Below are 14,271 nucleotides of genomic sequence, written 5' to 3'. Positions count from 1 at the left end.
CGCCGGCCCCGTGCGTGGCGACGCGGGTGTCGAAGGCGGCGGCGTAGGTGCCCGGTTCGGTCTTCGGCAGGCCGTGGAACCAGGACCGCAGGCCCGGTCCCTCTGCGGTCTCCCGGGCTTCGGCGGCGGCGTCCTCGTGTCCCTCCTTGCGGTCCTCGGACACGGCGGCCATCCGGCGGCTGAGCCCGGAGGACATGCCGCGCAGGTGCGTCGGTCCGCCGACCACCAGCAGGTCCGCGGACCGGGTGAGGGCGGCGTCGGCCTCGGCCACCGGCATGCAGTCGACGGCCGCCTCGGGGTCGGCCTGGTGGATGCCCTCGGCGATCGCCTCGGCGATCTCGCGGGTGTTGCCGTACATGCTTTCGTACACGATCACGGTGTGCATGGTCTCCACCTTTCGTCACTCTCAGGCTCGCTCCGTGCTCGCGGCCCGCGCACGGGCCGTTCGGCCCGGATCGGGCCGTCGGGTGGACTGGATCAACGTGGACTGGATCAACGTTGCGAGGCGGGCACGGTGACGACCGGGCAGTGGGCGCGGTGCAGCAGGCCGTGCGGGACGGAGCCGAGCCGCATGCCGGTGAATCCGCCGTCACCGCGGCGGCCGACGACCACCGCGAGGGCGTGCTCGGAGGCGGCACCCAGTTCCTCGACCGGGTGGCCGCGCACCAGCTCGTGGGTGACCCGTAGGTCGGGGTAGCGCGCGTGCCGGCCGGCGGTGGACTCGAAGAGCAGCCGCCGGAGGAGCTTCTCGGTGGCTTCCTCGTCGAGGTTGCCGATCGGCGGGCGGTGCCAGACCCAGAGGACGCGCAGGGCGGCCCGCCGCTCGTCGGCGAGGTCGAAGGCGAAGGTGATGGCGGCGGCCGAGGACGGGCTGCCGTCCACCCCGGTCACCACGTACGGCGGGTCCTGGGTGGTGTGCTCGGGGTCGCGGAGCACGACCACCGGGCAGTGGGCCTGGGCGCTCACCGGGACGGCCACCGAGTAGGCGCTCAGCGCCTCCGCCGCCCGGCCCAGCCGACGGGAGCCGAGCACGACCAGTTCGGCATGGCGGGACTCCCTGCACAGCGCCGGGGCCGGGAGGTCCTCGGCGACGTCCGCCGTCAGCGCCAGGCCGGGGTGCCGGGCCCAGGCCGCGGCGGAGGCCCGGTCGAGCGCCTGCTCGGCGCGCTCGCGCAGGGCCTTGTGGTAACGGCCCTGGTCGAACGGGCGGAACTCGCGGAACACCGAGGGGACGGCGTGCACCAGCCGTAGCGGCAGGCCGCGCCGGGCGGCCTCGTCGGCGGCCCACGCGGCGGTCATGCTGCCGGTGTCGCGGGCGTCGACGCCGAGGACGACGGAACGGACCCCGCCGTCGGGACTTTCGGTTGTCATGGCTCCTCCTCGGGTGCGCGAGCGGACCCTGCTCCCACGGGGTGCGCCCGGTTGTCCGTGCACTTCCATGGCACCACCGCGAGCGGGGCCCGGCAGGGGCCGGACGGTCCCCGGGTACCGGGCCCGCCGGCCCAAGCACCGGGCTCCCGTCGTGTGGTGCTCCGCGTCCGCGGTGACTGCGCGGTGGGCCCCGCCGGGACCAGTGGCCCGGCACCCTGCTCGGCTCCGGCACGGAGGGCGCCTTCGCACTGCGCCGCCACGTGCTGGAGCGGCGGGCGGAGGAGGGCTGGGAGGCCGCCTGGGAGCAATGGGAGGCCGCCTGGGAGCAAAGGTGGAGCCGGGCTGGTCGGGCCGCCGGTGAGCGGCCCCTGTAGTCGGCGAGCGCCCTCACAGGTGGAAGCGGCGGGTCTCACCGGGCCGGATCGTCGCCTCGGTGCCGCGCAGGCGGATCCGGACCGGCTCCTGGCGGTCCTCGCGCAGGCTGACCGTGACGGTACGGCGGTCGACGGCGATCGACAGGCCCCAGTGGCCCCGGTAGCGCAGGTCGAGTTCCAGCCGGCCGAGGGCGGAGGGCAGACGCGGGTCGAGCCAGAGGGCGTCCTCGCGGACCTCCAGGCCGGTGTAGCAGCGTTGCAGCAGATCCACCGCGCCCGCCATGGCGCCGAGGTGGACGCCCTCCCCCGTGGTGCCGTGCTGGGTGTCGCGAAGGTCGGCCACCAGGGCGTCGCGAAAGTACCGCCAGGAGGCGCGGCGGTCGGAGCGGGTGAGCACCCAGGCGTGCACCACGGAGCTGAGCGTCGAACCGTGCACGGTGCGCCGCAGGTAGTAGTCGGTGGTCCGGCGCAGCAGCTCGTGGCCGGCCGGGTGGCCCAGGCGCCGCAGCAGGTCGCGGACCTCGCGGGCGGAGAAAAGGAACCAGAGCATCAGCGCGTCGGCCTGCTTGGAGGCCTTGTAGCGGTTGACGCTGTCGCCCTCCGCCTCCAGGATCCGGTCGAGCCGACGCAGGTCGGGGTAGCGGAGCCGGTAGGCCGCCCAGTCGAGCTCGGCGAGCCGTTCGTAGCCGTCGAACTGGCTCAGGACGCCGCCGTGGAAGGGGACGTGCAGGTGCCGCCCGACCTCCTGCCAGCGGTCCAGTTCCAGGTCGTCCAGGGCGAGGCGTTCGCGCAGCTCGTCGCGGCGGTAGCCGGGCAGGGCGGTCAGGGCGTCCTGGGCGCGGGCCAGCACCCAGGAGGCCAGCACGTTGGTGTAGGCGTTGTCGTCCAGGCCGGGCCGGGTCGCCCAGGGGTAGGCGTCGTGGTACTCGTCGGGGCCGAGCACGCCGCGGATCGACCAGTGTCCGCGGGCCCGGTCGTAGGAGGCGGTCGAGGACCAGAAGCGGGCGATCTCCAGCAGCGTCTCGGCGCCGGCCTCGGCGAGGAAGTCCCGGTCCCCGGTGGCCTGGTAGTACTGCCAGATGTTGTACGCGACCGCCGAGCCGACGTGCCGCTGGAGGTGGCTGTGGTCGGGCAGCCAGCGGCCGGACAGTGGGTTGAGGTGCAGCTGCTGGGACTCCTCCCGGCCGTCGGCGGCGCTCTGCCACGGGTACACCGCCCCGTGCAGCCCGAGCTCCTGGGCCTGGCGGCGGGCGGCGTCGAGGCGGCGGTGGCGGTAGCGCAGGACCGCACGGGCCAGCTCGGGGAAGCGCAGGTTGAGCAGCCGCAGCACGAACAGCTCGTCCCAGAAGACGTGTCCCCGGTACGCCTCCCCGTGCAGCCCGCGGGCCGGGATCCCGACGTCCAGGTCGACGGAGTGCTCGGTGTAGGTCTGGAGCAGGTGGAACAGGTTCAGGTGCAGCGGGCCGGAGCCGTCGAAGTCGGCTTCGATCCGGCAACGGCGCCACAACTCGGCCCAGCGCAGGGTGTGTTCGGCCAGCAGCTCGTCGAAGCTCCCGGCCTCGGCGGCGAGTTGGCGGGAGGCGCGCAGCGGGGTCTCGATCGCCCGGTCACGGGAGGTGTGCACCGCGACCGTCTTCGTCACGGTGACGGGTCGGCCCGGATCGGCGTCCAGGGTGAGGAGGTGAGCCGCCCAGCCCTCGCGGCACTCGGTCGCCACCCGCGTCGCGGACGCGCTCACCCGGGCACACAGGGCGATCCGCAGCGGGGAGTTGGCCGCGTCGGCCTCCAGCCGGAGCAGCCCCGCCTCGTCCACCCCCTGACCGGCCGGGACGAGATGACGCTCGGTCAGCCCCCGGTAGCGGGCGACGCCGGTGTTGGCGACGTCACCGTCCAGACCCGAGCGGACCTCCAACGGGCCGGACCAGTTCTCCGCGGTGAAGGTGCTCTCCAGCGCGAGCAGGTGCGGCTGGGCCTGGCTGGCGAGGCGGCGCTGCACCAGCCGGGTCCGCCGCCCCCGCCCGTCGACCACCAGCGCGCTGCGGGTCAGCACGCCCCGGCGCAGGTCCAGCTCCACGGTCTGCTCGGTGGGCGGACCGGCGAACCACGTGCCGCCGGGTGCCCGGAAGGTCAGCGGCAGCCAGTTCGGGCAGTTGACCAGGTCCTCGTTCGTGACCATCCGCCCCGCGACCGCCGACTCCGCCTGGTCGTAGCAGCCGGCCAGGTACGTCCCCGGGTAGTGGACGCCGTCGGCGGCCGCCTCCGGCGCGGCGCCCCGGCTGACCAGGTACCCGTTGCCGACAGCGCACAACGCCTCCCGCAGCCCCTCCTCGCCCGGGTCGAAGCCCTGGTAGCGGAGCGTCCACGGGTCAGGCATGTCGGGGTGCCCCGTTGACGGGTATGGTGCCACGAGATGACCTCCCGTGCCGACTGGCCTGCCTCCAGTCTGCGCACCTCGCCGCGAGGGCGCTCGCCGCCTCGCTCAGTCACGGCGCCGCGCCGGGCCGCTCAGCGTGCGGGCGAGGACCCGGCACGACCAGCTGCCCACCCGGCACCAGGCCCGCGCCATGCCGCCGAGAGCCCGGTACCACGCGATGCCGAACGGGAGGGCGATGGCGAACCACGACGGGGGCGCCAGCTCGCCGGGCCGCTGGGCGCCCTCGGCCGCCCAGCGGCGGCACCGCGCGACGCCCCGACGGGTCCAGCGGGCGCAGCGTTCGGCGCGCTCGGACCAGCGGGCCGAGGCGCTTGGCAGTGCGGCGCTCCAGTGGTCACGGCGGCCCGCCATCGTCATGCCTCCTCCCGTACGGCCCGGTCAGCGCCCCAGACGTGCCGCCAGCCGCTCCGGGAGGGCGTCGCGGTTCGCCCGGGTGAGCTGGAGCACCTCGATGTCGGCGCGGCGTTTGAGGGTGTCGGTGAACGGGCCGTGCTGCGCCTGCACGGTGGCCACGACGTCGACGTCGGCGGCGAACAGCGCCCGGACGGCGTCCTCGAACGGGCGGTAGGCCAGCTCCATCCGTCCGAGTTCGTCGATGAGCACGAGCGTGCGCGCCGACCACGCCAGGGACGGCAGGGCCAGGCGCTCCATGACCCCCAGGTCGACGCCGTACCGCCCGACCCGGGGCGGCCCCGGGAGGTCGACATGGGCGAGCACGGCCCGCTCGCCCGACAGGGTCTCCAGTGCGAAGCCGACCCGGGCACCGCCCGTACGGATCTCCTCCGTGGTGAAGCTGGCGGCCTCCCGGGCTTGCAGCAGCACGGCAAGACGGCGGACCGCCGTGGTCTTCCCACTGCCGGGGCGTCCCTCCAGCAGGATCCTGGTCGGCATGGCGGGCTCTCCATCGGGCGGTCGAGTGGTGAACGGTCCCGTAACCAGCGTCTCCCCGCGCGGCTCCGGGCCGCAAAGCCGTTCGGCGCCCCGGGACGGGCGGTCGGCCCTCGCGGGACTCCGGTCCGACGTCGCGAGCCTGGGGGCGCTGCTGCGCCCGGCCTCGGTCGTGGAGGAAGAACAGCTGCGGGTCGCGGCCGTGGAGTCGCGGCCCGTGTCGCCCCCGATTGACCGTCCTGCGGACCGGGGGCAGGGTAGCTTGCCTGAAAGCCGTCCGTGCGTCCCGGCTGCCCGATCGACGCGAAGTCGATGCTGTCGCAAGGAAAGCGAGCCTCGCATGCCGAACCTGCTCGGCCGCCACCGCGCGGTCATGCCGAGGTGGGTGTCGCTCTACTACGACGAACCGATCGAGATCGTGAGCGGCACGGGGCGCCGCGTCACCGACTCCGACGGGCGCAGCTATCTCGACTTCTTCGGCGGCATCCTCACCAACATGCTCGGGTACGACGTGCCCGAGGTGCGGGAGGCCGTCGAGCGGCAGCTGCGCACCGGGGTTGCGCACACCTCAACGCTGTATCTCATCCGCGCTCAGGTGGAGTTGGCCGAGAAGATCGCGGAGCTGTCGGGCATCGCGAACGCCAAGGTGTTCTTCACCAACTCCGGCACCGAGGCCAACGAGACGGCGCTGCTGCTCGCCACCAATGCCCGCCGGTCCGACCAGGTGCTCGCCCTGCGCAACAGCTACCACGGACGCTCGTACGCAGCCACGGCCGTCACGGGCAACCGGAGCTGGAAGAACTCCTCGCTCTCGCCCGTCAACGTGCACTACCTGCACGGCGCCGACCGCGCACGCTTCCGGCACCTGTCGGACGAGGAGTTCCTGGCCTTCTGCGCGGACGATCTGCAGCACGTCCTGGACACGGCCACCGCCACCGACGTCGCCTGCCTGATCGTGGAGCCCGTCCAGGGCGTCGGAGGCTTCACCTCCGCACCGGACGGACTCCTCGCGAGATACCGGGAGATCCTGGACCGGTACGGGATCCTGCTGGTCTCGGACGAGGTGCAGACGGGCTGGGGCCGTACCGGAGAGTACTTCTGGGGTATCCAGGCCCATGGCGTGACGCCTCACATCATGACCTTCGCGAAGGGCCTGGGAAACGGCTTCGCGATCGGCGGTGTCGTCGCGGACGGCACGTTGATGGACGCGCTTCCGGCCAACGGCATCTCCACTTTCGGCGGCAACCCGATCGCGACGGCGGCTGCCAGGGCCACACTCGACCACCTGCTCGCCCACGACCTGCAGGCCAACGCACACCGGCTCGGCCAGCTGCTGATCGACGGCCTGCGGACCGCGGCGGAACGGCTTCCGGCCGTGCGAGACGTCCGGGGCAAGGGCCTGATGTTCGCCGTCGACCTGATCGACCCCGGCACGGGAGCGCCGAGCCCGTCGCTGGCCGCCAGGGTGTTGGAGCACGCGAAGGAGCGGGGCCTGCTCATCGGCAAGGGCGGCCTCTACGGCCACACCCTGCGGATGGCTCCCCCGCTCACCCTGACCGAGGACGAGGCCAGGGAAGGGCTCGGCATCCTCGTCGACTCGCTTGCTGCCGCCTGCTGACATCACGTTGTGCGGCTGGCGGATGCGGCGGAGGACCCGGATGTCCTCCGAACGAGCGTCCAGCCGCTCGAACACGGCTGGACAGTCTCCCATCCGGGCAACTGACCCGGTCTGCGAGGAGCCCCGGTGCCGTTGTCCGGTCAACTCCTGCCGCCTACACCATGATGGCCGGCTCCGCCAGCGCTGGTGTCACCAGGGGCGAAGCGGGCGAAGTCGAGGTTCGATGGAGGGACATCCGGGGCTGCCGCCGGCCCGCGTCCAGGTTGGTGGCAGCCGGCGGCGGATGTCCGGTCCTCAGACGATGAGGTGCCATGGGAAGGAGATGAGCCATGGAGAGCCACGAGGAGGTCCTGAACGACGGGCGGTGTCCGCACCCGAGCCCGCGACGGCCGCTTCCACCCGCGGCCTCGTCACCCGCCACCGCACCGAGCGCGGGGATGCGCCCAGTGCCGGGCCGGCTGCCGAGGAAGAGGCGTGGCAGGCTGGTAGCGGCCGTCACCGCCGTCCTGACCGGCGCTGTCATGGTGGCCGGCGCGCCCCCGTCGAGCGCGGTCTCCGCCGCTGTCCCGGCCTATCAGCAGCAACTGGGCAACGACTGCGAGGCGTCCTCCCTGCGCATGGCCCTGGCCGCACGGGGGGTGCAGGCGTCGGACCAGGACGTGCTCGAACACATCGGCGTCGACCTGGCGCATCCCCAGGCAGGGGTTTCCGGGCCGCTGTCCGGGGACCCGTTCCGGGCCTTCGTGGGAGACCCCGACGGCTCGGAAGCGGCCGGCACCGGCTTCGGCGTGTACTATCCGCCGATCGCCCAGGCCGCGCAGTCCTACGGCCTGTCCGTGGCGGCGGCCGGACAGGGGATCTCCCCCGCCCAGCTGCGCAGCGCGGTTGCCGCGGGACACCTGGCGATCGTCTGGGTCGACTACAACTGGCGTGACGTCGCGGCGGGCTCGTACACCGCGTACGACGGCCGCGTGGTGCCCTACGCCGGCCCGTCCGAGCACACTGTCGTCGTGACCGCGGTCAGCAACGGACAGTATCTGGTCAACGACCCGGCCCGCGGGCAGTTGCAGATAAGCGAGGCGGCGTTCGAGGCCGGGTACGCCAGCTACGGCGACATGGCGGTCATCGTCGAGTGACCGCTCCGCCCCGGTCGGACCCGCGTCGGGGCGGCAGCCGGCCTGCCCGTAACCAGGGTCTCCCTCCGCGACTCCGGGCCGCCGTTCGGCGCCCCGGGACGGGGCCGGTCGGCCCTCGCGCGACGCCGCGCCGACGCGGAGGCTGGAGGGGTAGCACGGCGACGGCCGAGGAGGCGCCATGTCCATCGTCCACCCGCCGCACACCACCGCCGAGGCGCTGCTGGCCGACGGCACCACGGTGGAACTGCGGCCGCTCGGGCCGCAGGACCACCGGGCCGTGCTCGAGCTGCACGCCGAAGGGTTGTCCGAGGAGAGCCGGCGGCTGCGCTTCTTCGGGGCGAGCCGCAACGCACCCACGCAGGCCGCCGACCGGCTGTGCGGGTCGCCGCGGGCCGGTCTGCTGGCGCTCGGTGCCTGGGTGGGGGAGGAGCTGATCGGTGAGGCGGACTGCGACCTGCTGGACGACCCGCCGGACACGGCGGAGCTGGCGCTCGCGGTGGCCGACCGCTGGCACCACCGGGGCGTCGGCACCCTGCTGCTGGAACACCTGGTGCACGCCGCCCGGGTGGCCGGCATCCGCTTCTTCGAGGCCGACACGCTGTTCGGCAACCGGGCCGTCCACCAGGTCTTCGCCGACCTCGGGCTGCCGGTCGAGCGCCGCTACGCACTGGGCGAGGTGAGGATCCGGGTGCCGCTGGACGAGAGCGACGAGCGCTACCGCTCGGCCGTGGACGAACGCGGCCGCCGCGCCGACGTCGCGAGCCTGGGGGCGTTGCTGCGCCCGGGTTCGGTCGCGGTGGTCGGGGCGTCCCGGCGGTCGGGCTCGGTCGGGCGGACCGTCCTCGGGAAGATCCGGCGGGGCGGCTTCGCGGGCGCGGTCTGGGCGGTCAACCCGCATGCCCGGGAGATCGACGGCGAGCCCGCCTACCCGAGCGTCCGCGCGCTGCCCGCCGTGCCGGACCTGGCCGTGCTGGCCGTGCCCGTGGGTGCCGTCCCCGGGGTGGCCGAGGAGTGCGGCGCCGCCGGGGTCCGGGCGCTGGTGGTGCTCACCTCCGGCCTCGGGGCGCAGGAGGCCCGCCGGCTGATGCGGGCCTGCCGCCGGCACAGCATGCGCCTGGTCGGACCGAACAGCCTGGGCATGGCCCAGACCGACCCCACCGTCCGGCTGGACGCCGAGTTCGGCGGTGCCTTCCCCAGGCCGGGCAGCGCCGGGGTGGCCGTGCAGAGCGGCGGTGTGGGGATCGCGCTGCTCCAGCGACTGGCCTGGCTGGGCATCGGGGTGTCGAGCTTCGTCTCGCTCGGCGACAAGTACGACGTGAGCGGCAACGACCTGCTGCAGTGGTGGGAGGAGGACGATCGCACCGACCTCGCGCTGCTCCACCTGGAGTCCTTCGGCAGCCCGCGCGCCTTCGCCCGGACCGCCCGCCGGGTCACCCGAACCATCCCGGTGCTGACCGTCGACGCCGGTCGATCCGCCGCCGGCCGCCGTGGTGCCGCCTCGCACACCGCTGCCGCCGCCACCCCCACCGTCACCCGGGAGGCGCTGTTCCGGCAGGCGGGCATCACGGCCACCCGCAGCATCGACGAACTCGTCGCCGCCGCCGCCCTGTTGCACGCCCAGCCGCTACCCGCACCGCGCGGCGCGGTCGCCGTGGTGTCCAACGCGGGCGGCATCGGCATCCTGGCCGCCGACGCCTGCGTCGAGGCCGGGCTGGTCGTGCCGGAACTCCCGGCGGAACTGGGGAAGTCGCTCCCGCCCGGCGCCTCCGTCCGCAACCCGGTGGACACCACGGCGGCGGTTCGCCCCACTGAACTCGCACTGTTCCTAAGGGCGTTGGAGCGCGAGGAAGTCGTCGACGCGATCCTGGTGTGCCTGGCGCCGACGGCGCTGTGCGAGACCCCCGGCCAGGACCCGGTGCACGCCCTGTTGGAGGGCCCGGCTCGGCGCCGCGTCCCGATCGCGGCCGTGCTGCTCGAGCAGCAGGTGCCCGTCCAGTACCGCACCTGCGCCGACGGCGGCAGCCTCCCGGCCTACTCCGACAGCCTCTCCGCCGCCCGCGCCCTCGCCCACGCCCGGGACCGCGCCCGCTGGCTGGCCGAACCGCCGCCCGAGCCCGCAGCCGCCTCGGACTGCGACCGCCGCGCCGCCCGCAGTGTGGTGGACGGCTACCTCACCTCCCACCCCGAGGGCGGCTGGCTCGACCCGCTGTCGACCGCCGACCTGCTGGAGGCCTACGGGTTGCCGCTGACCACCTCGGTGTGGGCCCACGACGAGCACACGGCCTCCGTCGCCGCCACCGGCCTGCGCCGGCTCGGGCACGAGGGGAAGGTCGCCCTGAAAGCGTACTGGCCCGGGCAGGTCCACAAGAGCGCTGCGGGTGCCGTCCGCACCGGACTGGCGACCGATGCCGAAGTGCGGTCCGCCTACCGGGAGTTCGCGCGGGAGTTCGGCCCCGAGCTGGCAGGAGCTGTGGTCCAGCCGATGGCCGTCCCCGGCGTGGAACTGCTCGCGGGTGTGGTCCAGGACCAGGTGTTCGGCCCGCTGGTCGTCCTCGGCCTGGGCGGCACCGCCGCCGACCTGCTGGCCGACCGGGTGGCCCGGCTCGCCCCGCTGAGCGAGCGCGACCTGGCCGCCATGCCCGCCGAACTGCGCAGCGCACCAATGCTGTTGGGAAACGGCGGGGTGCCGTCCGTCGACCTCGCCGCAGTACGGTCCGTCCTCGCCCGGCTGTCCCGGCTCGCTGACGACTTCCCGGAGCTGGTCGAGGCCGACCTCAACCCCGTCATCGCCCGCCCGGACGGGGCGGTCTGCGTGGACGCCAGGGTCCGCCTCGAACGCCGGCCGTCCTTCGACCCCTACCTGCGACAGCTGCGGCGCCCTGCGGCCGCCGAAGGGCAGTGAACACCGTGAAGCACAGCATCCTCGACGGCACGGCGGCCGACACCTTTCCGGCCGCCGAGCCCGCCCGCCCACCCGGTCGAGTCGCCGTCCGCGACTGCATGACCCGCCCCGGCATCGCCGTCACCCCCGACACCGACTTCCCCACTGTGGCCGCCGTGTTGAGCGCCTCCCGGCGCGGCATCGTGCCCGTGGTGTCCGCCGACGGCACCGTCGCCGGCGTGGTCGCCGGCTCCGACCTGCTCGCCGCGTACGCCGAACAGGACCCGCAGCACGAGCTGCTCGCCCGCGACCTGATGGCCGCCCCGGCGGTCACCGTCACCGAGGACACGAGCGTCGCCGGCGCGGTGGCCCTGCTGGTCGAACACGCCCTGCACCACCTGCCCGTCGTGGACACCGACGGCCGCCTGACCGGCCTGCTCTCCTCGCACGACCTCCTCGACGGCCTGCGCCGCGAGGACGAGGCCATCGGCTCCGAGGCGCTCGCCCTGGCCCTCACCCCCGGCACCGGTGTCGTCCCAGGCTCCCTGCACGTCCGCTGCGAACGCGGCCTGCTCTCGGTCAGCGGCCGCACCCGCACCCGCGGCGACGCCGCCGCGCTCTGCCTCCAGATCGCCCGTATCGACGGCCTCGTCGCCCTGGCCGACCACCTGGTGTGGGACCTGGACGACACCGAACCGGCTCCGGGGGCGGAATGCGAGTGAAATCGCCCATTCAGTGACAGAGTTGGGCCTTCGTCGGTGTGGGACCGACCCGGCAAAGGAGCGTACGTCCCGCCCACCGGCGCCGGGGCCGTACGGGAACCGTCATTTCTCGTCCGCAGGCTCCGGAGTCGCCAGCAGCCGGGCCAGCCGGCCCTGGCTCGCCACCACGTACCCGATGCCGATTCCGAGCGTGATGGCCGTGAACACCACGATGAGCCAGCTGAGCAGGGTGAAGACCAGACCGAGCGGGCCGAACTGCGTCACGCTGCGGTTCAGCGAGCGGGGGATGTAGAGCTGCGATCCCGAGGCGAGCGCCGTCAGTCCGGCACTGGTCAGCGCGGCCCCCGGCAGCAGCGGGAGCCAGGGGACCCGGCCGCCGAGCAGCAGGTGCTGTGTCCACCACCAGAGCAGAGTGGCCGTGACCAGGTAGAGGAAGATCCCGAGGCCGTTGCCCACCCCGAATCCGGACCGTACCTGCCCCTGGACGGTCAGGCCGGCGAGCCACACCAGTAGCCAGGCGAGCCACCGCCATGCTGCCAAACGTCCCGACAGATGGGGCAGGTGCCAGCTCCGCTCGCACAGACGTTGCAGTACCCGGCTGCAACTCGTGGCCGAGAGCAGGGTCACCAGGACTCCGACGCCGCCGAAGGCCTTGGCGGTGGCGGTCTGGCTGTCGGTCTGGAGCACCTGTTTGATCTCGTCGAGCGAGGCGCCGTGGAGCCCCAGGACGGTCCGCAGGGACTCGGAGACGCTGGTGCGCACCTCGTGGGGCATGAAGGCGGCCAGCACGAACAGCACCGGGATGGCGGTCAGGAACGTCTGCGCCGCGAGGCGGGTGGCGATGTCCAGAACACGGATGTGGATCAGCTGCGCCAGGAGTCGGCGCAGGAACGGGGCATCGCGCAGCGTGGCCGTCCGCCCCCGCAGCCAGGCGGATCTGGTGCGGATCCAGTGAGCGCGGCTGGGCTGACCACGCTGCTCCGCCACTCCGCTCTCCCTCCGGTGTCGGCACCCCGGTCGCCGCTGCGGTTCGTCGCCGATGCGAGCACCTCGGATTCCGTCCAAGACTGGGCGACGGGATAGCGTCCGGCATCCCGGGTGGACCGCCGTTCGGCGCAACGGCGCGGGCTTCACCCATCCTGCGGCTGGTGGTGACCGGCATCGTCTTCTGGATCGCCCATGTCTCCTCCGGGCGGCCTAGCCCGGAGTGCCGGGCGTCGGGGCTTACGGGGCAATGGTGGTCAGCGGCGTTTCGGCCGCGTGGAGTGGTGGGAGTCCCGATGAACGAGCCGCCAGGGCCTGCGTCCGTGCCGGGAGCTGGTGGGGCGGGGGACGGTGGTCCGCCTTCCGGGGGTGGGCGGTCGTCGAGGGTGGGGCGGATCGTGATGAGTACCGTCTCGGCGGTGTTGATCACGTTGACGTGCATTCTGGTGCCGGTCTCGTTGTTGACCGTGTGGGTGCATGACATCGTGCTGGATACCGACCGGTACGTTGCCACGGTCGCTCCGCTGGCCCGCGATCCTGCGGTTCAGGACGCGGCGGTCGACCGGATCACGCACGCGGTGGACGTGAGGGTGGACGGTCCGGCGGTCACGTCTGATCTGGCCGCGTGGTTGCAGTCGCGGGGCGTGCCGCCACGGGCCGCGGCGGCGGTCAAGTGGTTGGGGCCCAAGCTCGACGACGCGGTGAACCAGGTGGTGACCAAGGCGGCGACGGAGGTTGTGCACAGTGACACGTTCGTGACGGTGTGGACGCAGGCCAACCGTTTCGCCCATGCGGCGGTGGTCCAGGCGCTCACCGGGCATGGTCGGGGCGCGGTGGAGGTCACGGACGGGACGGTGAGCCTTGATGTCGGGGCGGTTGTGGACCGGCTGAAGGAGGAGCTGGTGGCCGCGGGGCTGTCGCCGGCGGAGAAGATCCCGGACGTGAACAAGCGGCTGGTGTTGTTCCAGTCCGACAAGCTGGCGAAGATCCGACGAGCCGCGCACGCCCTGGATGTGGTGGGCAACTGGGTGCCCGTGGTGACCGTGCTGCTCGGTGTGATCGGCGTCCTGTTGGCGCGGCGTAGGCGTCGGGCGTTGGTGACCACGGCTCTGGGTGCGGCCGGCGGTTGTCTGCTGATGGCCATCGCCCTGGTGGTGGCCCGTCACTACTATCTCGATCACCTGCCTTCCGCGGTGCAGTCCCCGGCGGCCGCGGCGGCGGTCTTCGACACTTTGCTGCACTTCCTGCGGATCAGTCTGCGCACCGGGATCGTGCTGGGCGTGGCGGTGGCGCTCGGTGCCTACTCGTCCGGTGCGGGGCGGTTGCCGCAGGCGGCCCGGGGGCGGGTGGACAGCGTCGCGGAGTCGGTCGCCGGCTGGGGTGACCGGCACGGTGTGCGCACCGGGCGGGCCGGTGCCTGGACCGATGCCCACTGCCGTTGGCTGGTTCTCGCGGTGGTCCTGGTCCTGGTCCTGGCCCTGGTGTTCGCCCTGTGGAACCATCCGACCGCGCTGACCGTGCTGCTACTGCTCGCCGTCCTCCTCGTGGTGCTCGCCGTCCTGGCACTGCTCGCCGCCTCCGGACGGGTCGCCACCTCCACGGACCGGCAGACGGGAAGGCGCGGGACCGGTGAGTGACGCCGGGCGGGCCGGTGCGGCGATGGCCGGTGTCACCGCCGCCTACGCGCTCGCCTCGCGACGCCTGGCCTGTTCCGGGACGACTCGCCGGGCGGCTGGGCCAAGCCCGGGTGGACGATTTCCCATCGTCCGACCCGGTGCGGTTCGCGGTGTGGACGCGCAGAATCGGTGGTGCCACTGTCCGCGCACGTCAGGGAGCAGGCCATGGACACGCCCCAGCCCGTAC

General features: G+C 73.4%; 11 protein-coding genes. 5 read left to right on the top strand and 6 right to left on the bottom strand.

Going from position 1 to position 14,271, the window contains the following annotated elements:
* From ACWC9T_RS37695 to ACWC9T_RS37675, 5 genes are all read right to left on the bottom strand, one after another.
* Window positions 1-385, bottom strand: a 385-nt coding sequence (locus ACWC9T_RS37695; protein ID WP_449825554.1) for a flavodoxin family protein, incomplete at its 3' end; no start/stop codon positions are given.
* Between the two features lie 107 nt (window positions 386-492).
* Window positions 493-1,371 carry a universal stress protein gene (locus ACWC9T_RS37690; RefSeq protein WP_449825553.1) on the bottom strand — a complete coding sequence of 293 codons (879 nt, stop codon included), beginning with the start codon at window positions 1,369-1,371 and terminating at the stop codon, window positions 493-495.
* A 387-nt stretch (window positions 1,372-1,758) separates the two neighbouring features.
* Entirely contained in the window at window positions 1,759-4,119 is a 2,361-nt protein-coding gene (locus tag ACWC9T_RS37685) for a glycoside hydrolase family 65 protein (RefSeq protein ID WP_449825552.1), read from the bottom strand.
* 105 nt (window positions 4,120-4,224) lie between these two features.
* A complete protein-coding gene (locus ACWC9T_RS37680) occupies window positions 4,225-4,530 on the bottom strand; it encodes a hypothetical protein (protein ID WP_449825551.1) in 306 nt (101 codons plus the stop codon).
* 27 nt (window positions 4,531-4,557) lie between these two features.
* A complete protein-coding gene (locus ACWC9T_RS37675) occupies window positions 4,558-5,070 on the bottom strand; it encodes a nucleoside-triphosphatase (protein ID WP_449825550.1) in 513 nt (170 codons plus the stop codon).
* A 337-nt stretch (window positions 5,071-5,407) separates the two neighbouring features.
* Between ACWC9T_RS37675 and ACWC9T_RS37670 the strand changes: the two genes are divergently transcribed.
* From ACWC9T_RS37670 to ACWC9T_RS37655, 4 genes are all read left to right on the top strand, one after another.
* Window positions 5,408-6,685 (top strand): aspartate aminotransferase family protein, encoded by a 1,278-nt coding sequence (locus ACWC9T_RS37670; protein WP_449825549.1) that lies wholly within the window; start codon window positions 5,408-5,410, stop codon window positions 6,683-6,685.
* Window positions 6,686-7,014: 329 nt separating this feature from the next.
* Window positions 7,015-7,821 carry a C39 family peptidase gene (locus tag ACWC9T_RS37665; RefSeq protein WP_449825548.1) on the top strand — a complete coding sequence of 269 codons (807 nt, stop codon included), beginning with the start codon at window positions 7,015-7,017 and terminating at the stop codon, window positions 7,819-7,821.
* A gap of 178 nt (window positions 7,822-7,999) precedes the next feature.
* Complete coding sequence (locus tag ACWC9T_RS37660; RefSeq protein WP_449825547.1) at window positions 8,000-10,723, top strand: bifunctional acetate--CoA ligase family protein/GNAT family N-acetyltransferase; 2,724 nt, start codon at window positions 8,000-8,002, stop codon at window positions 10,721-10,723.
* Between the two features lie 5 nt (window positions 10,724-10,728).
* The gene (locus tag ACWC9T_RS37655) at window positions 10,729-11,424 is read left to right on the top strand and encodes a CBS domain-containing protein (RefSeq protein WP_449825546.1); all 696 of its coding nucleotides are present in this window, start codon (window positions 10,729-10,731) and stop codon (window positions 11,422-11,424) included.
* A gap of 102 nt (window positions 11,425-11,526) precedes the next feature.
* On the opposite strand, the gene ACWC9T_RS37650 is transcribed toward ACWC9T_RS37655, so the two are convergent.
* Window positions 11,527-12,411, bottom strand: a complete 885-nt coding sequence (locus tag ACWC9T_RS37650; RefSeq protein WP_449825545.1) for a YhjD/YihY/BrkB family envelope integrity protein — start codon at window positions 12,409-12,411, stop codon at window positions 11,527-11,529.
* A 383-nt stretch (window positions 12,412-12,794) separates the two neighbouring features.
* On the opposite strand from ACWC9T_RS37650, the gene ACWC9T_RS37645 reads away from it, so the two are divergent.
* The gene (locus ACWC9T_RS37645) at window positions 12,795-14,045 is read left to right on the top strand and encodes a hypothetical protein (protein WP_449825544.1); all 1,251 of its coding nucleotides are present in this window, start codon (window positions 12,795-12,797) and stop codon (window positions 14,043-14,045) included.
* The last annotated feature ends 226 nt before the right edge of the window (window positions 14,046-14,271 follow it).

The sequence above is a fragment of the Kitasatospora sp. NPDC001159 genome (genome assembly GCF_053598235.1).
Note: the sequence above shows the minus strand (reverse complement) of the source record. Positions and strands in the feature narration are given on the sequence as shown.